The 23657-nt window shown below is 40.5% G+C and carries 20 protein-coding genes; 8 read left to right on the forward strand and 12 right to left on the reverse strand.

From position 1 onward, the window contains the following. The first annotated feature begins 1 nt into the window (after position 1). From HMPREF2758_RS05945 to HMPREF2758_RS05975, 7 genes are read left to right on the forward strand one after another with little or no spacing between them, the layout of a single operon-like run. Positions 2 to 463, forward strand: coding sequence for a V-type ATP synthase subunit K (locus tag HMPREF2758_RS05945; RefSeq protein WP_006908531.1), 462 nt, complete (start codon positions 2 to 4; stop codon positions 461 to 463). 13 nt (positions 464 to 476) lie between these two features. Then, a complete protein-coding gene (locus HMPREF2758_RS05950; protein ID WP_006908532.1) occupies positions 477 to 1058 on the forward strand; it encodes a hypothetical protein in 582 nt (193 codons plus the stop codon). 12 nt (positions 1059 to 1070) lie between these two features. Next, positions 1071 to 2081, forward strand: coding sequence for a V-type ATPase subunit (locus HMPREF2758_RS05955; RefSeq protein ID WP_016648632.1), 1011 nt, complete (start codon positions 1071 to 1073; stop codon positions 2079 to 2081). Further along, on the forward strand, positions 2071 to 2382 hold the full coding sequence (locus tag HMPREF2758_RS05960) for a V-type ATP synthase subunit F (RefSeq protein ID WP_006908534.1): 312 nt from the start codon (positions 2071 to 2073) through the stop codon (positions 2380 to 2382). The genes HMPREF2758_RS05955 and HMPREF2758_RS05960 overlap by 11 nt, the downstream gene beginning before the upstream one ends. A 15-nt stretch (positions 2383 to 2397) precedes the next feature. Beyond that, a complete protein-coding gene (locus HMPREF2758_RS05965; RefSeq protein WP_006908535.1) occupies positions 2398 to 4179 on the forward strand; it encodes a V-type ATP synthase subunit A in 1782 nt (593 codons plus the stop codon). Next, on the forward strand, positions 4172 to 5548 hold the full coding sequence (locus HMPREF2758_RS05970; RefSeq protein ID WP_006908536.1) for a V-type ATP synthase subunit B: 1377 nt from the start codon (positions 4172 to 4174) through the stop codon (positions 5546 to 5548). Before HMPREF2758_RS05965 ends, HMPREF2758_RS05970 begins: the two co-directional genes overlap by 8 nt. Before the next feature lie 6 nt (positions 5549 to 5554). Continuing rightward, positions 5555 to 6169, forward strand: coding sequence for a V-type ATP synthase subunit D (locus HMPREF2758_RS05975; RefSeq protein WP_006908537.1), 615 nt, complete (start codon positions 5555 to 5557; stop codon positions 6167 to 6169). A gap of 1052 nt (positions 6170 to 7221) precedes the next feature. Here the strand turns inward: HMPREF2758_RS05975 and HMPREF2758_RS05980 are convergent. Further along, positions 7222 to 8931 carry a Na/Pi cotransporter family protein gene (locus HMPREF2758_RS05980; protein WP_070609606.1) on the reverse strand — a complete coding sequence of 570 codons (1710 nt, stop codon included), beginning with the start codon at positions 8929 to 8931 and terminating at the stop codon, positions 7222 to 7224. Positions 8932 to 9082: 151 nt separating this feature from the next. Beyond that, positions 9083 to 10480, reverse strand: coding sequence for an alanine/glycine:cation symporter family protein (locus HMPREF2758_RS05985; protein WP_070609607.1), 1398 nt, complete (start codon positions 10478 to 10480; stop codon positions 9083 to 9085). Between the two features lie 281 nt (positions 10481 to 10761). Here HMPREF2758_RS05985 and HMPREF2758_RS05990 point away from each other — a divergent pair, with 281 nt between their 5' ends. Beyond that, entirely contained in the window at positions 10762 to 11466 is a 705-nt protein-coding gene (locus HMPREF2758_RS05990; protein ID WP_070609608.1) for an ABC transporter ATP-binding protein, read from the forward strand. 125 nt (positions 11467 to 11591) lie between these two features. Here HMPREF2758_RS05990 and HMPREF2758_RS05995 read toward each other — a convergent pair whose 3' ends face one another. The 10 genes from HMPREF2758_RS05995 to HMPREF2758_RS06040 all read right to left on the reverse strand — a co-directional run bounded on the left by HMPREF2758_RS05995 (position 11592) and on the right by HMPREF2758_RS06040 (position 23217). After that, positions 11592 to 12794 carry a metallophosphoesterase gene (locus tag HMPREF2758_RS05995; protein ID WP_070609609.1) on the reverse strand — a complete coding sequence of 401 codons (1203 nt, stop codon included), beginning with the start codon at positions 12792 to 12794 and terminating at the stop codon, positions 11592 to 11594. Between the two features lie 9 nt (positions 12795 to 12803). Continuing rightward, a complete protein-coding gene (gene phnE / locus HMPREF2758_RS06000; RefSeq protein ID WP_070609610.1) occupies positions 12804 to 13595 on the reverse strand; it encodes a phosphonate ABC transporter, permease protein PhnE in 792 nt (263 codons plus the stop codon). After that, complete coding sequence (phnE, locus tag HMPREF2758_RS06005; RefSeq protein WP_070609611.1) at positions 13595 to 14374, reverse strand: phosphonate ABC transporter, permease protein PhnE; 780 nt, start codon at positions 14372 to 14374, stop codon at positions 13595 to 13597. The genes phnE (HMPREF2758_RS06000) and phnE (HMPREF2758_RS06005) overlap by 1 nt, the downstream gene beginning before the upstream one ends. Positions 14375 to 14388: 14 nt before the next feature. Then, positions 14389 to 15204: a phosphonate ABC transporter ATP-binding protein gene (gene phnC / locus HMPREF2758_RS06010; RefSeq protein WP_070609612.1), complete on the reverse strand. Its 816-nt coding sequence runs from the start codon at positions 15202 to 15204 to the stop codon at positions 14389 to 14391. An 80-nt stretch (positions 15205 to 15284) separates the two neighbouring features. Further along, entirely contained in the window at positions 15285 to 16205 is a 921-nt protein-coding gene (locus tag HMPREF2758_RS06015) for a phosphate/phosphite/phosphonate ABC transporter substrate-binding protein (RefSeq protein ID WP_207209362.1), read from the reverse strand. 176 nt (positions 16206 to 16381) lie between these two features. Next, on the reverse strand, positions 16382 to 17098 hold the full coding sequence (locus tag HMPREF2758_RS06020) for a YebC/PmpR family DNA-binding transcriptional regulator (RefSeq protein ID WP_070609614.1): 717 nt from the start codon (positions 17096 to 17098) through the stop codon (positions 16382 to 16384). Positions 17099 to 17194: 96 nt separating this feature from the next. Beyond that, positions 17195 to 18826: an ABC-F family ATP-binding cassette domain-containing protein gene (locus HMPREF2758_RS06025; RefSeq protein ID WP_070609615.1), complete on the reverse strand. Its 1632-nt coding sequence runs from the start codon at positions 18824 to 18826 to the stop codon at positions 17195 to 17197. Positions 18827 to 18908: 82 nt separating this feature from the next. Further along, the gene (locus tag HMPREF2758_RS06030) at positions 18909 to 21134 is read right to left on the reverse strand and encodes an RNA degradosome polyphosphate kinase (protein ID WP_070609616.1); all 2226 of its coding nucleotides are present in this window, start codon (positions 21132 to 21134) and stop codon (positions 18909 to 18911) included. A 19-nt stretch (positions 21135 to 21153) separates the two neighbouring features. Further along, the gene (locus HMPREF2758_RS06035; RefSeq protein WP_070609617.1) at positions 21154 to 22716 is read right to left on the reverse strand and encodes a Ppx/GppA phosphatase family protein; all 1563 of its coding nucleotides are present in this window, start codon (positions 22714 to 22716) and stop codon (positions 21154 to 21156) included. A 12-nt stretch (positions 22717 to 22728) separates the two neighbouring features. Then, positions 22729 to 23217 (reverse strand): nucleoside 2-deoxyribosyltransferase, encoded by a 489-nt coding sequence (locus HMPREF2758_RS06040; RefSeq protein WP_070609618.1) that lies wholly within the window; start codon positions 23215 to 23217, stop codon positions 22729 to 22731. Positions 23218 to 23657 lie beyond the last annotated feature (440 nt).

Here is a 23657-nt window from a genome sequence, read left to right on the forward strand (position 1 = left end):
TATGGAATTCTTACAAGAACATGGTGGATATATTTTTGCAGTTTTAGGAATTGCAGTAGCAGTTGTATTTTCAGGTTTCGGATCTTCAAATGGGGTAGGTACAGCGGGTTCTGCTGCAGCTGCTTTAACAAAAGATCAACCAGAAAAATTCGTTCAATCATTGATTTTACAACTATTACCAGGTACACAAGGTTTGTATGGATTTGCGATTGGATTCTTGATTTTCTTACAGCTTGATCCAGGAATGACTTTAGAAAAAGGATTTGCACTTTTAATTGGAGCTCTTCCAGTAGGATTTGTTGGATGGATGTCCGGGATTTACCAAGGACGTGTTGCTGCTGCTGGGATGCAAATTTTAGCTAAACGCCCTGAAAAAGTTATTAATGCGATTATCTATGCCGTCATGGTAGAAACTTATGCCATCTTAGGCTTCGTATTCTCATTCTTACTAGTTCAAGGTTAAGGAGGATAAGCTTGTGGGAAAAATTGAAACTTTACAACAATCTATTTTAGACAAGGTTCAAGCCACAGGTGAAGCAAAAGTTCAAGCTCTTCAAAGTGAATTAGCTGATAAATTGGCTCAATTCAAAACACGTTTAAGTGATCAAGTCAACCAACAAAAAGATAGCTTTAATCGTAGTCAAGCTCGTCAATTTGAAATTCGTCAACAATCGTTAACAAATGAATTAAGAAATGACCAATTGACACATAAACAAGCTTTACTTAAAGAAATGATTCAAGGAGTTGCCCCATTGGTCAACCAACAGGATGAGGAAGAATTTGTCAAATTGATTCGCCATGTCCTAAAAGATATTAATGAATCACAAAGCTTTAAGTTAACCCTTGGTCAAAAATCGAGTGATAAACTAAGTCAAGAAAGTCGTGCTGCCTTACTTAAGGATTATCCAAATATGGAGATTACAGAAGCGAATGAAGCCGGCAAATCTGGTTTTATGCTTTCACAAGCAGGCATTAACTTAAATTATTTCTTTGAAGATGTGATTCAAGAACTAACACCTCAACTGTTAATTGAACTTGAAAAACTATTGCAAGCGTAAGGGGGGCTAGGAATGTCACAATTAGAGTATGCTGGTTTAAATACGACGCTACGTCTCTATGAAGCCCAACTCTTAAGCCAATCTGATTACGATACCTTGTTGCAGATGGATCAAATTGACAGTGTACTAGATTATCTCGCCAAAACGGCTTATGTAGTCAATGAACAAGCTCGCACTCAGCGTCAGTTTGAACCTACAATTCAACAGCGCCTAGAGTACGTATATCATGAGTTGGCTCAAGCATCACCGGATCCACGGGTTATTGAGATCTTCTCTCTTCGTTACACTTACCATAATCTTAAGGTTTTAATTAAACAGAATTATGTTGATCGAGATTTATCTGATCTTTTGATTCCGATTGGAAGTCATTCTTATGATCAGTTAAAGCAGATGGTTGAAACTAAAGGACAAGACGAAGATATAGATCCGATTATGCAAGCGGCGATTTATGATGCGATCACATCGGTAGAAGATACCGGAGATACTTATTCAATTGATGTGATTTTGGATACGGCATATCTCGATCATATTGCTTCAAATGCAAGAGAACTAAATGATCCAGCGGTCATTGAATTTACTAAAATGAAAATTGATTTCCAAAATCTAACAACGTTTGTTAGAGGATATAATCAAGGTCAATCAAACACCTTTATTTATACCGCCTTATCAGGTCAAGGAGGAGTCAGTCGGGATGATATTCTTGAAAACTGGCGAGAAAAAGATTTGAGTGGCTTGGTAGAGACTTTCCATCGAGCTGATTATTTGATTGATCTTGATCAAGTATGGGATCAATTGAATAATAGCGAAGTAGACTCGGCTTTTATTAATCGTGTTATCCAAGAACAGTTCGCAAAGAACTTACGACCTTATTCCTTTGAGGCTTTTGGACCGATGCCTGTCTTAACGTATCTTTATTTCTTAGAAAATGAAACAGATAATATTCGTTTATTATTAATCGGTAAAGAAAATAATCTAGATGCACAGCTAATAAAAGAAAGGATGAGACCAATTCATGGCATATAAGATCGCAGTGGTCGGTAACCGTGACGTGGTTCTGGCTTTCAAATTATTAGGATTCGAAGTCTTCCCAGCTAATAATGGTGAGGAAGCGCGTAAAACAATACATGATTTAGCCCAAGAAAAATTTGGCGTGATTTTGGTGACAGAAAATATTGCTCAGGAAATTCCTGATACAATTCGGTATTTCGATACGCAAGCCACTCCCGCTGTTATCTTAATCCCAACCCATAAGGGATCCTTGGGAATTGGTAAAGCTAAAGTGAACGAAAATGTCGAAAAAGCCATTGGGCAGAATATTCTATAACAAAGGAGGAATTATATGAGCACTGGAATAATTACTGAAATATCCGGACCTTTAGTAAAAGCTAAGGGAATGGCGGATGCATCGATTCGTGAGATTGTTTATGTTGGTAAGATGCACCTAACCGGTGAAATTCTAGAAATGCACAAAGATGTGGCGTCAATTCAAGTCTACGAAGAAACGTCTGGATTACAACCAGGAGAAGAAGTGATTTCAAGTGGGAATCCTTTATCCGTTGAATTAGGTCCTGGGCTATTAACAAAGATGTTTGACGGAATTCAACGTCCTCTACAAGAATTTATGGATGAAACTAAGAGTAACTTCTTGGTTAGGGGAGCAAGCGTTGATATTCTTGACAAACAAAAGAAATGGACGTTTAAACCTACTAAGGCTGTTGGTGATCATGTTATAGCTGGAGATATCATTGGTACGGTTGATGAAACAAAAATTATTGAACACCGGATCATGGTACCAGTGGGTGTTGAAGGGACAATCAAGTCCATTCAGTCTGGCGATTTTACAGTAGAAGAGACGATCTGTGTTTTAGATACGGATCAAGGTGAAAAAGAACTCAATATGATCCAAAAATGGCCAGTACGTGAAGGACGGCCCTATGCTTCAAAAACAACACCAAAAACCCCTTTAAAGACAGGTCAACGAGTAATTGATGCTTTCTTCCCATTAACAAAAGGGGGAGTGGCAGCAGTTCCTGGACCTTTCGGGGCAGGAAAAACTGTTGTTCAACACCAAATTGCTAAGTATGCTGACGTAGATGTTGTTGTTTATGTTGGTTGTGGTGAGCGTGGGAACGAAATGACGGACGTTATTAACGAGTTCCCTGAGTTGGTCGATCCAAAGACGGGCGAATCGATCATGGAGCGGACCATCTTAATTGCTAACACATCGAACATGCCGGTGGCTGCACGGGAAGCTTCAATCTATACTGGAATTACCATTGCTGAATATTTCCGGGATATGGGCTACTCTGTCGCAATCATGGCGGATTCAACCTCTCGTTGGGCAGAAGCCTTGCGTGAAATGTCAGGACGTATGGAAGAAATGCCTGGGGATGAAGGATATCCTGCTTACTTAGGATCACGTATTGCTGAATACTATGAACGAGCTGGTTTAGTGAAGACTTTAGGTTCCGATGGACGTGAAGGATCGGTATCTGCCATTGGTGCGGTATCACCTCCAGGAGGGGATACATCCGAACCTGTTACACAAAATACCTTGCGAATCGTTAAGGTCTTCTGGTCATTGGATTCTAAACTATCACAACAACGTCACTTCCCAGCGATTAACTGGTTAGATTCTTATTCACAATATTCAACGGATGTTCAAGCTTATAACGATGCCCACCTTGAAGAAGGATGGGGAAAATTGGTTCGTCATTTTATGGCCTTACTTCAAGAAGAAGCCAGCCTCCAAGAAATCGTTCGCTTAGTTGGTTTGGATTCCCTTTCTGAAAAAGATAAGTTGACCTTGGTGATTGCAGCGATGATTCGTGAAGACTTCTTACAACAAAATGCCTTCGATGACGTGGATACAACCACTTCCGAAGTGAAACAATTGAAATTATTGCACTTAATTTCTACCTTTGAGCAAGAAGCACGTCATGCAATGGAATTAGGAGCTTATTACCAAGAAATTATGGAAGGAACGAAAGATGTTCGTGAACAAATCGCACGGGCAAAATTCATTCCAGAATCAGAAATTTCTCGATTAGATGACTTGAAAGAAGCCATTAAATCAAGTCTTAAGCAAACACTAGAACGAGGTGGTGAAGCGAATGCTTAAAGAATACACAAATATTGGTGAACTTTCAGGACCTTTGATGATTGTTGATGGTGTTGAAGGCGTTGCTTATGATGAATTAGTTGAGATTGAACTTCATAATGGTGAAACCCGTTTAGGACAAGTACTTGAAGCACAAGATGGCAAGGCTGTTGTTCAAATCTACGGGGGAACTTCAAACATGAAGATCTCAAATATTAAGGCTCGCTTTAAAGGAAAACCGTTAGAGTTTGCCCTATCAGAAGATATCGTTGGACGGATCTTTGATGGGATGGGGAATATCATGGACGGCGGTCCTGAAATTATTCCTGAAAAATTTGCAGACATTAATGGACAAGCGATTAATCCGATGGCTCGGGACTATCCGGACGAATTTATTCAAACCGGAATTTCGACAATTGACCACTTGAACACGCTTGTTCGGGGTCAAAAATTACCAGTTTTCTCGGGTGCAGGTCTTCCTCATAAGGAATTAGCGGCTCAAATTGCTCGTCAAGCGACCGTATTGAATTCCGATGAACCATTCGCGGTTGTCTTTGCTGCAATGGGGATTACTTATGACGAGGCTGAATACTTCATGGATTCCTTCCGTGAAACAGGAGCAATCGATCGTTCGGTCATGTTAGTGAACTTGGCGAATGACCCAGCGATTGAACGTTTGGCTACGCCTAAGATTGCCTTAACGGTTGCTGAATACTTAGCCTTTGAAAAAGATATGCACGTTTTAGTTATCATGACAGATATGACTAACTACTGTGAAGCCTTACGGGAAGTATCAGCTGCTCGGCGGGAAGTACCAGGTCGTCGTGGATATCCAGGTTACTTATATACTAACCTATCTACACTTTATGAGCGTGCAGGTCGGTTAGTTGGCTGTAAGGGTTCCGTAACTCAAATTCCAATCTTAACCATGCCGGAAGATGATATTACTCACCCAATCCCTGACTTAACGGGTTATATTACTGAGGGTCAAATTATCTTGGATAATGCCTTATATAATCAAGGTATTGAGCCACCGATCAATGTATTACCATCTCTATCTCGGTTGAAGGATAAGGGAACTGGTGAAGGTAAGACGCGTGAAGACCACGCTCCAACCATGAACCAACTCTTTGCTGCGTATGCAAAAGGTAAAGAAGCCAAGGAATTAGCGATTGTATTAGGGGAATCTGCCCTATCAGATACGGATAAACTTTATGTGAAGTTTACCGATGAATTCGAAAAACGTTATGTTAACCAAGGTTTCGATACCAACCGAGATATCTTTGAATCATTAGACTTAGCTTGGGATCTGTTAAGAATCTTGCCTAAGTCCGAATTGAAGCGGATCAAGGACCCAATGATTGAAAAATATATGCCGGAAGGAGAGTAATGCGCTATGGCCAACGTATTAGGTGTAAAGCCAACCCGGATGGAGTTAGCCTCCCTAAAGTCAACCGAAGCGCTTGCGACCCGGGGGCATAAGCTACTCAAGGATAAGCAAGATGAATTGATGCGTAACTTCATCGACATGATTCGTCGCAATAATGAATTGCGTGATCAAGTAGAGGAAGAATTAACCCAATCCCTCAAATCGTTTATTCTCTCTAAAGCCTTAATGAATGAGAATTTTATGGAAGAGATCGCGGCGATCACTCAGAACCGCGTCGAATTAGATATTCGTATGGAAAATATTATGTCTGTCTATGTTCCTAAGATGGATTTTCATATTGGCGAAGAGGATAGTCAGGCCCGCTATGGTTATTTGAATTCCAATGCGGAGCTGGATGAAGCACTTGAGGTCTTGACCAAACTCTTACCTAAATTATTAGAACTGGTAGAAATTGAAAAAGCATGTCAACTTTTAGCCGATGAGATTGAAAAGACCCGTCGTCGGGTCAATGCCTTGGAGTATCGGATGATTCCAGATACGCAAGAGACTATTTCTTATATTTCTATGAAATTAGAAGAAAATGAACGGGCTACCATCTCACGGATGATGAAGTTGAAATAGTATATTCAATATAAAGAGGTTATCCGGAAGCAAATTGCTTCTAGCTAACCTCTTTTGCTGAATAGGACATTTATGTCATGTTAAAATAAGTCATTTTCTTATAGAATATTGAGTAGGGAAGAGTGATTAAGTATTGCTGTCGTTGCTGGCTTTGGTGGTAGACTTTTAAGTTATACCTTTTAGAGACTAGATATAATAAAATTTGTTCGATTTGTATAAAAGGGGTGCTCTATGAAATTTAATAAAGACTTTTATAAGTCAATTCGGTTTTGGTGTTGCCTAGCTTTAGTAGTAATGTACTTTCTTTTTGAAGACTATAAAAAACCGCTATGGTACAGCTTGCTTTATTTCTTATTTCAATTGATTTTATTATGGGATACAATCTTTATGAAAAGGAGGGAGTAAATTGAGACGCCAATTGCTTCTGTTGGTCATTAGTTTGATAGTTAGTTTTGGTTTTCTTCCAAGCAGAGTTACGGCTGAAACTCCGACGGATGCTGATATTCAAAGGGTTGGCGATAATTTTCGTTGAAAGACGGTTCCATCTTTTCTATATATACCATCTGATAAAAAGTGGCTAAATTTTTAGTTGATCAAATGATCCTAACGATTTGGATTCAAGAATATTTAGCCAATGAGTCAAATAAAATGAATTAAAGTGTGATACTGCTAATAGCTTGTTTTGCTGTTAGTAGTATTTTTTATATAGCGCAGATAAAAGATCTAATCAAATGTTTAATATTGATCATATAATATGACTATAACACTCTTAAAAAGAGCTTGATTTTTTGATAAAATACCGAAAAAATAGAATAAGGTGATGGGCTTGAAAGGTATAGAACGCAGCGATTGTTCGTTAGATTTTAGCTCAATTAGATTCTACCGTTATTGAAGTGGCTCACCATTATAAAAAGGATGTTTCAATGGAGCAGTTACCGATTTATTTGACATTGGAAGGACAACAATTAGTTAGTAATAAATAACTAGTGGCTAGTAAAAAACCGCTCGAAAGTCAGCACTAAAGCTGATTTTCGAGCGGTGTATTTATATTTTTAGTTTAAAGCTTCTGAAGGGACCTCTAGAGGTTCATCAGTGAGTAGGGTCTTTTCTCCGTGGGTTTTAATTGGATCGAATGTCAAACGAGCGATATTATAGGTATGGTCTCCGATCCGTTCAAGCGCTCCTAAGATATCCACAAAGAGCGATGTGGCAACGGTTGCTTCTTCGTGTTGTGAGGTTAATCGTCTAAAGTGAGAAGCGCGTAGTTCATATTCTATATGGTTTAAGTTGTTTTCGTCTTCTTTCATGACTTCAAAGATATGATGGTCACCATCCTTGAAGACAGCCACCCCTTCAGCATACATATGGATCAAGAGCTCGTAGATAGAAGTGAGTTCGGACATGGCTTCTTCCTGGAGGGACTCGCCTGCATCGTATATCATTTCAAAGTATTCCACGAGATTTTGTGAGAGGTCTCCGATCCGTTCGAAATTCTTCTGAACTTGTAGATTGACTGAATATTCGTCAGCTAATTCTTCAGAGAGGGATTGTTTGGCAATTTTTAGGAGATAACTTTCAATTTTAGTATCGAGCGAGTTAATCATATCTTCCAGTTGATTAACTTCATAAAAGTACTTTTTATCCTTGGTAATTAGATATTGTTTTGAGTTTTCTAGTGCTTTAAGCGAGATATCTGCAACTTGGAGAATGGCTGTTTTAGCTTGAACTAGAGCAACGGAAGGGAAGGTCTTAACCATTGCTTCGTCGAGTTGAATTTTACCAAATTCAAGATCCAGACTATCCTTACCAGGCATGATTTTTTTAAGCAATTGAACACATTTAGGAATAATTGGTAAGAAGATAATCATACCGACAAAGTTAAATAAGAAATGAGCCACGGCAACGGTCATCATGCTGTTTAGATGAAATGTATCTGCGAGATAGAGAATAAAGTGTTCGTAGGGACCGATGATCGCTAGGAATAGGATAGACACAGAAACGTTAAATAGAAAATGGAACAAGGAAGTGCGTCTTGCCGCTAAACTTCCACCAACAGCAGCAAGGGCAGCCGTAACGGTCGTTCCGATATTGGCTCCAAATACCAAGCCTAAGGCCGCAACTAAGCTGATGGATTGGGTGGCATAGAGGGTTTGAATAATTCCGACAATCGCAGAGGAAGATTGAATGACGCCGGTCACTGCTGCTCCAATTAATGCTGCGAGAATGGGTTGTTTACTCAAGCGAATAACAATATCTGAAAATCCAGGAATATATTGGAGTTCTTTTAAGGCATCTCCCATAATGTTAAGGCCAATAAATAGAAGCCCAAATCCAATAATAACTTCTCCTAGATAGATTGTTTTTTTCTTGGAGGACATAAGAGCGATGAATACACCTATTAAAAGAATGAAGTAAGCCAAATAGTCTAATTGGAAGCCAATCAAAATGGCAGTGACGGTTGTCCCAATGTTGGCTCCTAAAATGATGGCAATGGCTTGGTTGAGCCCCATTAATCCGGAACGAACCAGAGAGATGGCGATAACGGTGGCAGCTGAAGAGGACTGGATGAGACCGGTCATGATAATTCCTACTAATACAGCCATTAAGGGATTGGATGTATATTTTTCAATATAATCCCGAATTTTTGTTCCTGCAAATTTAGTAAGGCTATCCCCCATTAATTTAACACCAAAAAGAAATAAACCTAAGCCTCCCGCAATTAAATGCCAGTCAATTTGAGACCACGAACTTAACTCGTTCATTTTATACTTCCTCCAATAAATTTATATAATCGACACATCTTCCTTATTATATCAAAAAGTAAGCTAAAGGTAAGGGTTATGTTATAAGACTTTCGTTAGATAATCCTTGACTGCATTAAAAAAGCAAGCGAAATGCTTGCTTTGAGACGGATTATTTCCAATAATCGAGTTTACTTTCATCGATACCGATATGACTTCCTACAAAATGAGGGTCTAAACCGGCTTTAGCTTGTTTCTTATAGTCGTTAAGGGCCGCAATGGCTTGATTTCCTAAGAGTAGAATGGCAGGAATATTTACTAAGACCATTAAAGCCATTAAAAAGTCAGCGATATTCCATGCAAAGTCCATTTTTAAGCTGCTACCAAAGAAGATTAAAGCGATAGCAATTAGACGATATACTAACATGAAGGTTTTGGAAGGGGTCTTTTTATTGAGATAGGTTAAGCAACTATCGACATAGTAGAGGTTCCCTAATAAGGTAGTGAAGGCAAAGAGGGTCAAGGACAGGGTAATAAAGATATAACCGTAGTGCCCAAAGACAGTAGATAAGGATTCTTGGACATAGGCGGCTCCTGCTAACTCAGGGCTTGCTTCCACTCCGGATGCCATGGCCATAAAGGCGGTTGCTGAACAAATTACTAAAGTATCTAAGAAGACAGAGAACATTTGAACCAGACCTTGCTTAACTGGATGAGAAACATCTGCTGCTGCGGCGGCGTTGGGGGCAGATCCCATACCTGCTTCGTTGGAATAAAGACCTCGCTTAATCCCGTGGACCAAGGCGGAGCCAGCTAATCCTCCGAATATGGCTTGAAAATTAAAGGCATCAGTAAAAATATTCTTAAATACAACGGGCATAAAGTAAATATGGCGAATAATCATGAATAGGGCCATTGCCACGAATAGAACTCCCATCAAAGGTACTAGCGTAGAGGTGGCCTTGATAATTCGTTTTCCGCCTCCCAAGATGCAATAACCGGCCACGAGAGCTAGACAGGCTCCGATAATCCAAGAGGTTTGCCCTTCAACAAAGAAGTCATAGACTCGGAATGAGTCAGTCATATTAAAGGATGCGAGCATATTAAAACCTACGGCATAGGTCAAAATTAAAAATATAGCAAAAAGAACTCCAAAAAAGCGCGAACCTAAGGCAATTTCAATATAATAACTAGGGCCTCCGTAGCTACTACCATCTTCTCCCTTACGCTTGTAAATTTGTGCCAGGGTTGATTCGATAAAGGCTGAAGAGCCTCCAATTAAAGCAATGAGCCACATCCAAAAGACGGCTCCGTAGCCTCCTAGGCAGATAGCTTGAGCGACACCCACAATATTTCCGGTTCCTACACGGGATGCAGTTGAGATCATTAAGGCTTGGAAGGAAGACACTTCACCATCATGGGGTTTTTCTTTGAGAACTCTCAGAGATTCTCGAAAAAGTGAAATTTGTAAAAAGCCAGTTCTCACCGTGAAATAAAGGCCTGCACCGATTAGAATAATAATTAAAATCGGATAGTATAAATAACTGTTGATTTGTAATAAAAGTTCCATTTGCCACCTCAGTCTAATAAAAGTTGCCCAATTTTGGGTTGGTGTTATTCTAACACAATTTATAATTTTGTAAAAGAGAAAATTTACAAACGGATTATCAAGATTAACTTGATTTGAATTGGTTTTTGAGTAAGATAATAAAAATAGTTTATACCATCTTTGAAACTTTCAGAAAAAGAGCCTTGCCTAAATCGGTTGAGTATATTAGAATTAGCTTAACGATTTATGAGAAACCTCGTCGGGTCTTCTTAATATAAAGACAGTTATTGGAGGGGTTGTAAATGTTACAAGTGACAGATTTACAGGTATCTTATGGTATGATCAAGGCGATTAAAGAGGTATCCTTTGAAGTGAAAGAAGGAAGTATTGTAACCTTGATTGGGGCGAATGGAGCGGGTAAATCAACGATTTTAAGAAGCTTATCGGGTTTGATTAAAGCTCAAGCAGGGCAAATAACGTATCTGGGGCAAGATTTAATGAAAAAATCGGCTCAGGAGATTGTTAAAGCAGGTTTGGTCCAAGTTCCCGAAGGTCGGAGAATTTTTCCTGGTTTATCTGTTGCAGAAAATTTAGAGATGGGGGCCTTCTTACGCAAGGATAGATCAGCGATTCAGGCTGATCTAGAAGCAGTCTATCAACGCTTTCCAATTTTAAAAGAACGGAACAAACAAGATGCAGCCACTTTATCAGGGGGCGAGCAACAGATGTTAGCGATGGGACGGGCTTTAATGACCAAGCCGAAGTTATTACTATTAGATGAGCCGTCGATGGGTTTGGCGCCTATTTTTATTAATGAGATTTTTAATATTATTCAAGATATCAATGATCAGGGCACAACGATTCTCTTAGTTGAGCAAAATGCGTATAAGGCACTAGAGATTGCGGATCAGGCTTATGTTCTCGAATCAGGTCAGATTGTCTTGAGTGGAAGTGGTCAGGAGCTTTTGGCATCCGATGCGGTTCAAAAGGCCTATCTCGGAGGATAATATACAAGTAAATAATGAAAGGCCGACCCCGGAGAATCGATGGGACATTGATTCTCCGGGGTCGGTTTCGTATTTTAGTGTTAGCAAGGGTTTAAGTCTTATGAAAAGACGGGATTTGAAGCGAGTTATGAAAGCCAGTCTGGTTTTATCTGAGTGAATAGATAATCTTCAAGCACTGGTGCTAGGTGATTTTCTCGAAGACGTTCTGGTGGTAATATTCCTGGGCTTGCAATGACTTTGTATATTTGATCTTTCCTTAAGTCATCAAGGCTAGGGGATAGGCAGCTATGAGGGTGTTTTTTTTGATAGGCGTAGTAGCATTCAATCAGACGCTCACCTTCAATCAAGTAACTACTTACAGGAAAGGGCGGTATTAACTTTTGTTGGATACTAGCTAAGCTGAGGTCTTCGCCTAGGTCGAGGAAGCATCGGTCGGCGTCGTAAGTTTCTCTTAAATATTGAGCGAAAGCCTCAAGGTTAATGGTTGTTTTTAGCCAGTCCTGATAATCGGTGAGGATGTCTTCTAGATACTCACGCTGACAGTGATTGGGTATGGCTTCATTGCTTAAGAGCACCTGATTCTTTTGGACTTGTCCATGATTGAATTCTTGAAGACCAATATAGCGACCGTGACTACCGGGTTGCACCATAGCAACACCATTAGGATGGCAGGCGGCATTGACAAAATGTTGGTGACCACAAATTAAACTATCAATTTGTGGGAAGCGATTCATTAGGTCATAGGCTTGGTCTTCAATGCTGGGATAGTGTAGCCATTTACCATTGACAGGATCTTGAAGAATTCCCCCATGATAAGCGACACATAAAAGGTCAGCCGATATCCCCTGGCTCTCGATGTCGTGAAGAACTTGATCAAGCGTTTGAATGGGGTCTTTAACCAAGCTTTGACAAACAAAGGACTCCTTTGTAAGTTGGCTAAAAGCGCCCGTCAAAAGCCCGATCACGAGAATTTTTTGGCCATTAGCTAAAGAATGAATATGGTAGGCTGGGAATATGCGCTGATTACCAGTGTCATAAAGGTTTGCACAGATATAAGGGGCCTTGAGTACTTTTACTTGTGATCGTAGCCAATCAAGGCCATAGTCTAAATCGTGATTACCTGGGATCATTACGTCATAACCCAAGTCATTGGCTAAACGAGTCAAAGGGCTTATCTCTTTTTTTAGATAACAATATAAGGAAAAGAGGTTTCCAATGAGAAAGTCACCATTATCGATTAAAAGATCAGGTTTGAGTGATGTAAAGTCAAGGGTCATTCCTAATGGGCTAGCGTGCATATCAGTGGTTGAAAGGATACGTATGGACATAAAGGTCTCCTATCTTAAGGCTTTTCGCAGCCGTGTGGAAATAAAGTCAATAATGATAACCACAATAATGATCGCTAACAGAATGATACTAACTCGATTCCAGTTGCGTTGCTGGAGGGCGAAGATCACAGGAGCACCGATGCCTCCAGCCCCAACTAAGCCCAAGGTTGTTGCACTACGAACATTGATTTCAAAGTGATTAATCACATGACTCACTGCTAGTGAAACAACTTGTGGAATCCGTGCGTACTGGAAGCTTTGTAGAGAGGAAGCCCCTGACGCTTGCATCGCTTCAACTGGGATAGGATCTGATCGGTCGAGCTCCTCACTGACTAGTTTTCCTAGCATCCCAATGAGTTGTACGCCTAGAGCTAAAGCTCCTGCGAAGGCACCAGGACCAACGATTCGAACAAATAGGATGGCATAGATTAAGGCAGGGATTGATCGCATTAAATTTAATAAGCCACGTCCAAAGGCTGGGATAAAACGCCAACTTCCCCATACCACATTCGATGCTAATAAGACAAAGGGCAGGGATAGGACGCTTCCTAACAGGGTTCCGTAGAAGGCGATCGCTAAAGTTTCGAGCATTAGGTGAGCAAGATCTTCGCTCGATTGATCATAGACATAGGACCAGTCTGGTTTTAGGAGACCGGCAAACATATGCCTAATATCACGTGAGCGAAGAGCGGCTAAATTGCTGTAATCAAGACTAATAAAGGAATAGAGGATGACCAGTACCAAGAGCCAGCTAAGAATCTGATTGATACGCTTAGCAGGGAAGGTTTTTAGGGAAGCCATTAGATCACTTCCTTTCGGATATATTGGCTAATAGCGTTGGTGATAAAGACCATCAACAAGATCATCAGAATAATTAAGCTAACTCGTCCGAATTGGAAGAAGCTTAGCGCAGAATTTAGCAGTACACCGATCCCTCCTGCACCAACATAACCTAAGACGGCAGATGCTCGGATGTTTACTTCGAATGCATAAAGCGCATAGGCGAAGATAGCTTCTTTAACTTGAGGCCAAATTGCATTTTGAGCAATTTGAAACCGAGTAGCGCCGATGGATTCGTCCGCTTCAATGGGGCCTTCATCGACCGTTTCAATGGCAGCAAAGATTAACTGTGAGACCATACCAAAGGTAAATACAGCAATTGTCAACACACCAGTTAATTCACCAATTCCGACAATCGCCACAAAAATGGCAGCTAAGAGAAGATTTGGGATGGTTCGGACTAAACTGAAAAAACCACGAAATAGCCCGGTAATAAAGGAATTGCGAGTGACAATATGAGTTCCTAAAAAGGCAGCAGGTATGGCAAATAGGACACCGACGCAAGTGCCAGCGATAGACATCAGGATCGTTTGAATCATTGGTTGGATGAGTTCAGGGAGATAGGACCATTCTGGATTAAAAAATCCACTTAAAAAGAGTAGGGCTTGGGAACGATTGTTGACTAGATCATCCCAATGAACATCAATCAATTGACCGGACCCCCAAAATAGAGCAAGGATCACTAATCCAATAAGTAATTTTTTTATGAGTTGATCGTGAATGGTTGCTTTTAATGGCATAGGATCACCCGTTTCTATAAGATAAGCGTGTCTAAGTCCTCATCAGGGATTTCCTGAGAGGAATCTTGGATTTGACGAGCTTCTTCTTGGAGGATTTCAGTACCGTAGATTTCACTGAGTTTGGCATCCGTTGCTTGACTAGCGGGGCCATCAAAGACGATCTCTCCATCACGCATACCGATGATTCGACTGGCATATTTACGTGCTAGAGGTATGGAGTGGATATTGATAATGATGGTTCGGTTAAGTTCTCGATTTAAGCGACTGAAATCGTTCATGACTGTTTCAGCTGTAACAGGATCTAAGGCTGAAACAGGCTCATCGGCTAGGATAATTTCTGCTTCTTGGACAATCGTTCTAGCAATGGATACACGTTGTTGTTGACCACCACTTAGGGCATCCGATCGAACTTTTAATTTATCAGCTAAGCCCACTTTTTCGAGGGCAGTTTGAACTCGCTGATAGTCTTCTTGACTGAATAAGCCAAATAGACTTTGAAAGTTATTATAGTAGCCTAGTCGACCTGATAAAACATTCTTTTGAACGGTATTGCGCTTAACCAAATTAAACTGTTGGAAGATCATGCCGATATGCCGTCGCATTTGCCGTAGTTGTCTACTGTTGGCCTTGGTTAATGATTGACCATTGATTAATATTTCGCCTTGGCTAATATCATTGAGCCGGTTGAGGCTTCGAAGTAGCGTACTTTTGCCAGCGCCACTTAAGCCAATGATACAAACAAATTCACCTTGTTGGATGGTTAAGTTAATGTCCTTAAGACCAACCACGCCATTATCAAAGATTTTAGTGACATTTTTTATTTCAATCACAACGATTAAACTCCTTTATATTTAGATAAGAGGCGACATGCATTAAGATGTCGCCTCTAGGATACTGGTTAAATAATTGGTTATTGAGCAGCGATTTGTGTGTATTTTTCGACCGTATCATAAACGGACTCATCTGCTTCAGTATAGCCAACGTGCCCCCATAGGGACATAATTTCTTTTCCTTCGTCACTATCAGCCATTGATTTGAAGGCTTCGATGATTTGTTTTCTTAAGTCCTCATCCATGCTTGGTTGAACCGCAATGGCATCATTGGGGATATCACCTTCACTAAGGTAGATTACTCTTAAGTCTTTCATTAAGTCATTATCTGGGAAGGCTTGACCAAAGACTACACGGGTTCCTTGGAATGAAAACATGGCATCTTGTTGACCATTGAGAATGGACGTGATCATACTTGGAATATCATTAACGGTGGTTAAAGTTAGATCTTTGATACTCATGCCTTTTTCTTTCATTTCTGCGATAGGATAAATATAACCAGAAGCAGAGGTTGGGCTCAGAGTGGCAATTTTCTTACCTTTAAGGTCCTCTAAGTTTTGAATCGGGCTATCAGCTTTGACTAATACTTCGGCTTTAAAAGATCCACTTGTTTCACCTTCAATAGGAAGACCTGTTTCAGGGTCATAGGCGCCTAGTTTGGAGGTTAAGATAGCTTGAGCCGCGTTGAGACTACGTGCTTGAACATAGGCAGCAGGAGGCATAATTCCTAGATCCACTTGGCCAGAAGCCATCGCTTGAACAATGGTTGAGTAGTCAGTGGCTAAGGTTACTTTAACTGGTCGACCAAGTTTTTCTGAAAGGTATTTGCTGAAAGGTTCGGCCCGAGCTTCCATTGATCCATCGTTATTGGTTGGGACAAATTGAACTTGCAGTGGTTTTTCTTCGGCCTGAATAAATGTTTGAGGCAGAATGAGGCCTAAAAGGCTGGTAACGACCATGAGGCTAGTGATAGTGTTTTTTAAGATTTTTTTCATAACTATGCTCCTTATCTAGGGTATTTATTAACTTTATACTACCATATTTGTTCATGCTTTAGGTTAAGTTTTTGTTAATTTAGCTAAGAATTTATTATTTTTTTTAATCGTTGATTTTAAAAAGGCAAACTAAAAACCTGCAACTCATCGGCTGCAGGTTTTATTGAGTTGGGTAGGACTAATTAGGCGTTCTCAACGTTATGATAAACATTTTGAACATCTTCATCATCTTCTAGGGCGTCGATTAGCTTTTCAAACTTGATTAAATCAGTCTCGTTAAGCTCGACTTCATTTTGAGCAAGCATTTGGATTTCTGCAAGATCAAAATCTTTGATTCCTAAGGATTCAAGGGTAGACCGAATCAAGGCATAATCTTCTGGTTGGCCGTAGACAATCAAACTATCCTCTTCGCTCACCACATCCTTTACATCGATATCCGCTTCTAGCAGGGCCAGTGTGATGGCTTCCTCATCTTGACCGGAGAAGGCAAAGACGGCTGTGGAGTCAAACATATATGATACAGAACCTGCAACCCCCATGTTTCCGCCGTTTTTTGAAAAGGCGGTCCGTACGTTGGCAGCAGTTCGGTTAACATTGTTGGTTAAGGCATCCACAATAATCATAGATCCATTAGGACCAAACCCTTCGTAACGAAGTTCTTGGAAGGTTTCATCATCAGATCCTTTGGCTTTTTCAATGGCCTTGTTAATGACATGATTAGGAACATTATAAGTTTTAGCTCGGTCTACGACAAACTTTAATTTTTGGTTGGTTTCTGGGTTGGGATCTCCTGATTTTGCAGCAGCATAGATCTCAATTCCAAATTTTGCGTAGATACGCGAGGTCTGTTGGTCAGTTTTGGCTTTCTTTTCGCGAATATTCATCCATTTACGACCCATTATTTCACTTCACTTTCATTTTTCAATCTGAGTTTATTATAACAAATAAGTTTAGAGGGAGAAAATAAATTTTTCTCCCTCTTTTAGAGTTTTGGATTAATCTTGAGGGTACATTTGTTTGATGCGTTCTTGTACGTCATCATTATTGACAAATTCTTCATAGGTGGTATTAATACGGTCATAGGCACCAGTTGGGGTAATTTCAATGACGCGATTAACAGTGGTGTTTAGAACTTCGTAGTCGTGTGAGGCGATTAAGATGGCGCCCTTGAATTTAATGAGGCCGTCATTTAAGGCGGTAATGGATTCTAAGTCCAAGTGATTGGTTGGTTGGTCAAGAACCAGAACATTCGCCTTTGATAACATCATTTTTGATAGTAGACAACGAACTTTTTCACCTCCAGAGAGGACTTTTACGGATTTTAAGACATCTTCACCAGAAAAGAGCATCCGTCCTAAGAAGGAGCGTAAGAAGGTATTATCGCTTTCCTCTTTGCTAGCATATTGTCTTAGCCAGTCAACGATTGTAAGATCATTACCATCAAATTCATCCGATGAATTACGAGGAAGATAGGTCTGGCTAGTGGTAACTCCCCATTCGAAACTTCCTGAATCTGCTTGACTTTTACCCATTAGAATATCAAATAAAGCGGAGATGGCATTATCATTTTTTGAAACAAAGGCGACTTTATCATCACGATTCAGGGTGAATGAGACATTTTCAAAGAGAATTTCATCATCACCTTTTTTACTTAAGCCCTCTACTCGTAATAAGTCATTACCAATTTCACGCTCTGGAGAGAAGCCCACAAAAGGGTAACGACGGCTAGAAGGTTGGATATCATCTAGGGTGATCTTCTCTAAGAGTTTTTTACGGGATGTGGCCTGTTTTGATTTAGAGGCATTAGCTGAGAATCGGGCGATAAAGGTCTGTAGTTCTTTGATTTGTTCTTCTTTTTTAGCATTTTGATCCGCTTGGAGTTTAGCCGCTAGTTGACTGGATTTGAGCCAGAAGTCGTAGTTTCCGACATAGAGCTTGATTTTACCAAAGTCGACATCGGCCATATGGGTGCAGACTGTGTTTAAGAAGTGACGGTCGTGAGATACAACGATCACGGTATTTGGGAAATCCATAATAAAATCAATAAGCCAGTCAATTGCCTTGGCATCTAGACCGTTTGTTGGTTCGTCTAAGAGTAAATTATCTGGCTTACCAAAAAGTGCTTGAGCTAGTAGGACCTTAATCTTATCCGCTTCAATTAAATCACTCATAAGGCTATAGTGCATTTCAGTAGGGATACCTAGTCCTTGCAACATGTTTGCTGCTTGCGCTTCTGCTTCCCATCCACCCATTTCTGCAAAGTGAGCTTCAAGTTCACCAGCGCGAACACCATCTTCTTCAGAAAAATCTTCTTTGAGGTAGATCGCATCTTTTTCTTTTTTGATGTCATACAGTTCCTTATAACCCATCATGACGGTTTCAATCACTTGATGGTCTTCAAAACCATAGTGGTTTTGATTTAAGACAGCGAGCCTTTCTTGGGGGTCCATAGAGACGTTGCCGGTGGTCGGGGTGATTTCCCCCGATAGAATCTTTAGAAATGTAGACTTTCCGGCGCCATTAGCCCCAATGACTCCATAGCAGTTGCCGGGTGAAAATGTGATATTTACATCATCGAATAATTTTCTATCAGAAAATTGTAAACTGACATTTGATACATTAATCATGAGAATCCTCCTTAAATGTCCCATTTAGGGCATACAGATATATTCTATCATGGGCTAGCAAAAAAAGCACCTTGAAAATGGCTTACTTGAACGGATACCAGGCTTTTAAGATCTGCCAAAGATTTCCAAGTAAGCGAGAGTTTCTTTTAGTGCGGCTTACTAAACGAGTCTTGCCTTGGTCTTGTTGGGAATGAAGCTTTTTCTGGCGGTCGACGGCATCTTGAATCAGGATTTCTTGTGAATTAACGGCCGGCTCATTGTTGGGGCGAGTCAAATGATACTTTCCTGCAGAGTCGAGAATGAAAGCATGTTGGTTATCCGATAGTTGTAAGTTAAGGAAGTTGAGGATTTTGTCTTCGATCTTATTATCCAGTATGGGAAATTCGATTTCAACCCGTTTAACCATGTTTCTGGTCATCATATCCGCGGAAGATAAGAAGAGACGCTGTTGACCGTTGCGGTGGAAGTAATAAATTCGTGAATGCTCGAGTAAGCGACCAACAATTGATCGGACGTGAATGGTTTCAGAGATGCCCTTGATACCGGGGCGAAGGCAGCAGATGCCGCGCACGATGAGATCAATTTTGACACCAGCTTGACTGGCTTGATATAACTTCTGAATCAAGGATTTATCAGTGAGTGAATTCATCTTAGCAATGATGTGACCATTACCAAATTCTTCTTGATAGCTTATTTCTTCGTCAATCGCATCCATTAGGGAATCACGAATTTCAAAAGGTGAGACATGTAGATAGCGATATTCGGGTCTTTGACAATAACCGGATAAATAGTTAAAAAATTCAATCGCATCTTGACAAAGTCCAGGATGGGTCGTAATAAGCCCCATATCGGTGTAGAGTTTTGCTGTTTTATCGTTATAGTTGCCTGTTCCTAAATGAAGATAGGGTTGAATATGATCGCCTTCTTTTCGGATGACGAGACAGATTTTTGAGTGGGTTTTTAGTTCGGACACCCCATATAAGACATGACACCCGGCCTCTTCGAGTTCTTTAGCCCAGTAGACGTTATTTTCCTCGTCGAAGCGGGCCTTCAATTCAACAAGAACGGTAACTTCTTTTCCATTTTGTGCAGCCAATTTTAAGGCTTGAATGATGGGAGAGTGCTTGGAAACACGATAAAGCGTTTGTTTGATGCTGATCGTTTGTGGGTCAGTCGCAGCATGGCTAACTAGCTCGATAATCGGTTTAAAGTCATCGTAGGGATGGTGAAAATAAAGGTCTGATTGACGGGCAGCATCAAAAAGCTTTTCTCCTAGAAGCTTAGGGTTAAGATAGGGCTGATAGGGTTTAAATAAAAACTGAGGATTTGTTTGACCAATCAGTTGACGTAGGCTAAATAAATAGGTCAAGTCTAGGGGGCCTTCAATTTGGTCAATTAGACGCGAATCAAGCTCAAAATGCGTGGTGAAGAAACTATCTGGTAAGCTTGGAGAGCCGTTAAAATAGCGCTGATCGATTTCGATACGGACGGCCATGCCATTTTTTCGTTTTTGAACATAGTCTTCGATGACGGCTAATAGATCGTCAGCCTCCTCTTCAGCTAGGTCAAAGTCGGCATTGCGAGTAATTCTGAAAGGAAAGGCTTGATTTATCTGATAGCCTTTGAAGAGCGAATCTAAGAAATAAATAATAATATCCTCAATTAAGATAAGGGTATTGGTCTCCCCCTCTAGTAAATAATAGCGATCCAACAGTTGAGGGATAGGGAGGATGGCTTGTTTTCTTTGCTTACCTTCTTTCAACTCAATATAGATGTTGATGGCCTTATTGATCAGATGAGGGAAAGGACGGTAGGCATCGATAGCTAAAGGGGATAGGGTTGGTAGAATGAGTTGGTCAAAGTATGCTTGGACTTGATCGACTTCTTGATCAGTGAGGTCTTTCATTTGTTTGATTTGATAGCCGGTTTGCGGAAGCTCTTGAATGAGCTCATGATAACGTTGGTATTGAAGTTGTAAATTCTTCTGGTTCTGTGCAGTGATATGGTCTAATAATTCATCGGGTGTTTGATAGGTCTTATTTTCAGAAATAGCGACGTCAGCTAAGAGTTGGTCATAGACCCCCGCCACACGAACCATATAGAATTCATCCAAGTTGGAGGAAGCAATCGCAATAAAATTAAGTTGTTCTAGAAAAGGATTGAGATGATCGTAGGCATTGAGGATACAGCGTTGATTAAAATCGAGCCAGCTTAATTCACGATTAAAATATAGCGAGGGATCATTAAAGTCAGGATCAGGTATCGAAGGGGTTGAATTGTTAGACGGAATTAATGGTTTCAAGGACATGAGTGAATTCCTCCTTATTCTAGGAAAGTGATTCTAAAGGAACAAAGTCTAGACATAAGTTTGCACCATCTAAGGCACGTTTTAGATGCTTGGCGTGTTTTTGGGCACGGTATTGTTCGGCGACAACGGGGCCATTGCAATAGAGGCTGAGTTGATAGGATGATTTTGATTTTGTGAGTTTAAGGGTTTGAATTGGGTGGGTCTGCGAATCGTCAAGTGCTTGGGAAAATTTAAGCAGGCCTCCGAGTTTGATGAGTTGGGCTAATTCCATATCGTCAAACCAACCTGTGAAAGCTTGGATATATTGCTTAAGTAGAGACTTGTTACGAAAAGAGGCCAGAATCGCTAAACGAACCCGTTCTTTGTGGTTGAATCCAGCTAGATTCATGTTGGATAGTAAATAAAAGGTATGCTGTGAATCGGCTTCTTGATCAATAAATTGCCCACATTGGAATAAATAAGCGGCGAGTTCGATTTCCAATTGTTGATTGTATTGATAATTAAAGAGACCTAGTTCACAGAGTTGACGGTAGAGATCCATCGCCAATTTGGCTCGAGTACTAGCGTTGATTGTATTTACCTTGAATTCACGACAAGCTCGACTGACAGAGCGAGACTTGACTAAGTCGGGATCAAAGGGACGATTGTAATGCTGGTTGAGATAGTGCATGATTACCCCTTCACGTAATCCTTGTTTCGAGATGAGGAAGGTGGGGGCTTTGGTCAGGGCAAACAATTCTAGAAAGGCCAGATTGGCGGGAATAATAATATCCCGACGGTCAGAACTCAGTCCATCTAGATCATCAAGTTCCTTGAGTGACTTGCTTTGAAAGAGGTCTAAGGTTTTCTCTAGCATTTTATGGCTGAGGTGATAACCATGAATACCGGCAATCGGATAATCGGTGAGCCGTTGATAAACTTGGGCGATGTTCCGAGCGGATCCGCCAATACCTACAAGGGGCACTTGACATTTTTTAAGCCAGTCTAAGCTTTTAAATTGTTCTTTGATGAATTTGCGGGTGTTCTCAATGGCTTGGGGGTCATTATGGGGGACGTCTTTGAAGAAACGTTCCTTGAGTGTTACCACTCCAAAAGGGAAAGAGTGGTAGTGGATGAGTGAGTTGTTATGGCTGAGAGTCAGTTCACACGAACCACCTCCAATATCAATGGTGACCATGTCTTCCAAGGATAAGGAGTGGTTAACCGCATACTGGCCGTAACTGGCTTCCTCCTTTTCGGATAAAATGCGTAGTGTTGATCCAGTTGCTGTTTTAACCGCTTGGCGAATTTCGTCCTGGTTTTGAGATTGACGGATTGCAGCCGTTGCAAGAATGATTTCTTCATTTACTTGGTGGGCTTGGCAGGTTCGATGAAAGGCAGTCAGTGTATCGACTAGGACTTTGATCCCTTGAGGACTGAGAGTGACTTCGCCTGATTTTGTTTGATCGAGATACTGAGAAAGCCTGGCAGGGGTTTTTAAGTTCAATAATTCGTCCATATCACAGTAAGCATTAATGCCATAGATGACTAAACGAATGGTATTCGATCCGATATCGATAAGGGCAATTTTATGGTCGTGCATAGGTAACTCCTTTTAGGCGAGATCTTTGATCATAGCAATAAGGGCAGGGACAACATCTTGACTCTTGGAAACCATTTGTCCCTTAAGTTTAATAAGGCCAACGGTATAGAGATTGACGTAAGGAAATTGTGACTCTCCTATTTGGGAAAGGGCGGCTAATTTTTCTGGATTATTAGCTCCTTGTTGACGCGTATCGGTATAAAGCCCAATCATGGGAATCCCTGCTTGATAAGCCACTCCTACTTCTGAAGCCACCCCTGGATCGATGACTTGACCGTCTAAGACCGCTAATAAAATATCTGATTCTAAGAGGGCCTTGGTATCAGCTTGAGCAATCATTTTTGAGTCGGCGTAGCAAGTTTTGTCATTAATATCAGCCTGTTCTTGTGGAAGATAGATATCAAGTTCAGGAATTTCTTGACGCAAGTGATCAGCAAGCTGTTGATTAAAAGCAACTTCCATTTCAGTGAAGAGGGGACTAGCAAAATAAAGTTTAGTCATGAGTTAGAGCTCCTTTATGATGGTTTACATCTATTATTATAACGGACGCAACGAAAAAAATGTTTGTTTGAGGGCTAAAAAACGGATAAAAGTTTTTAAAATTTTAACTTTAAAGAGGCTGTGACACAAGTCTCAAAAATATCCCAGAAATTTTATTCTTATTGGATAAAATTTCTGGGTTCTTTTTTGATCCTTTCTAGGATTGAAATGGAAATAGAAGCGGGAGGGCCTCTATTTTTTTATTGATTAACTTAATTATGACATAAAAACCGGTTGAATCGTTGATATTACAACGGTTCAGCCGGATTTTTGGTGACTTATGTCACAGCCTCATTTGGGGGTTAGATTAGTACTCTCAACACAACGAGAGTTACAATTCGGGGCTAGTTTGGTACTCTCAGGGCACTGAGAGTTACAATTTGGAGCTAATTTAGTACTCT

Origin of the sequence: Facklamia sp. HMSC062C11 (assembly GCF_001810675.1) — a bacterium.
GTDB classification, from domain to species: Bacteria; Bacillota; Bacilli; order Lactobacillales; family Aerococcaceae; genus Facklamia; species Facklamia hominis.

What these genes read in the sequence shown, in the direction of transcription:
- HMPREF2758_RS06020 (WP_070609614.1), bottom strand. Translation starts at nt 17,098, where the DNA reads ATGGGTCGTAAATGGATGAATATTCGCGAAAAGAAAGCCAAAACTGAC.
- HMPREF2758_RS06040 (WP_070609618.1), bottom strand. Translation starts at nt 23,217, where the DNA reads ATGACTAAACTTTATTTTGCTAGTCCCCTCTTCACTGAAATGGAAGTT.
- HMPREF2758_RS05980 (WP_070609606.1), bottom strand. Translation starts at nt 8,931, where the DNA reads ATGAACGAGTTAAGTTCGTGGTCTCAAATTGACTGGCATTTAATTGCG.
- HMPREF2758_RS05985 (WP_070609607.1), bottom strand. Translation starts at nt 10,480, where the DNA reads ATGGAACTTTTATTACAAATCAACAGTTATTTATACTATCCGATTTTA.
- HMPREF2758_RS05945 (WP_006908531.1), top strand. Translation starts at nt 2, where the DNA reads ATGGAATTCTTACAAGAACATGGTGGATATATTTTTGCAGTTTTAGGA.
- HMPREF2758_RS05955 (WP_016648632.1), top strand. Translation starts at nt 1,071, where the DNA reads ATGTCACAATTAGAGTATGCTGGTTTAAATACGACGCTACGTCTCTAT.
- HMPREF2758_RS06030 (WP_070609616.1), bottom strand. Translation starts at nt 21,134, where the DNA reads ATGTCCTTGAAACCATTAATTCCGTCTAACAATTCAACCCCTTCGATA.
- HMPREF2758_RS05970 (WP_006908536.1), top strand. Translation starts at nt 4,172, where the DNA reads ATGCTTAAAGAATACACAAATATTGGTGAACTTTCAGGACCTTTGATG.
- phnE (WP_070609610.1), bottom strand. Translation starts at nt 13,595, where the DNA reads ATGGCTTCCCTAAAAACCTTCCCTGCTAAGCGTATCAATCAGATTCTT.
- HMPREF2758_RS05995 (WP_070609609.1), bottom strand. Translation starts at nt 12,794, where the DNA reads ATGTCCATACGTATCCTTTCAACCACTGATATGCACGCTAGCCCATTA.
- HMPREF2758_RS06025 (WP_070609615.1), bottom strand. Translation starts at nt 18,826, where the DNA reads ATGATTAATGTATCAAATGTCAGTTTACAATTTTCTGATAGAAAATTA.
- HMPREF2758_RS05960 (WP_006908534.1), top strand. Translation starts at nt 2,071, where the DNA reads ATGGCATATAAGATCGCAGTGGTCGGTAACCGTGACGTGGTTCTGGCT.
- phnE (WP_070609611.1), bottom strand. Translation starts at nt 14,374, where the DNA reads ATGCCATTAAAAGCAACCATTCACGATCAACTCATAAAAAAATTACTT.
- HMPREF2758_RS05990 (WP_070609608.1), top strand. Translation starts at nt 10,762, where the DNA reads ATGTTACAAGTGACAGATTTACAGGTATCTTATGGTATGATCAAGGCG.
- HMPREF2758_RS06035 (WP_070609617.1), bottom strand. Translation starts at nt 22,716, where the DNA reads ATGCACGACCATAAAATTGCCCTTATCGATATCGGATCGAATACCATT.
- HMPREF2758_RS05975 (WP_006908537.1), top strand. Translation starts at nt 5,555, where the DNA reads ATGGCCAACGTATTAGGTGTAAAGCCAACCCGGATGGAGTTAGCCTCC.
- HMPREF2758_RS05965 (WP_006908535.1), top strand. Translation starts at nt 2,398, where the DNA reads ATGAGCACTGGAATAATTACTGAAATATCCGGACCTTTAGTAAAAGCT.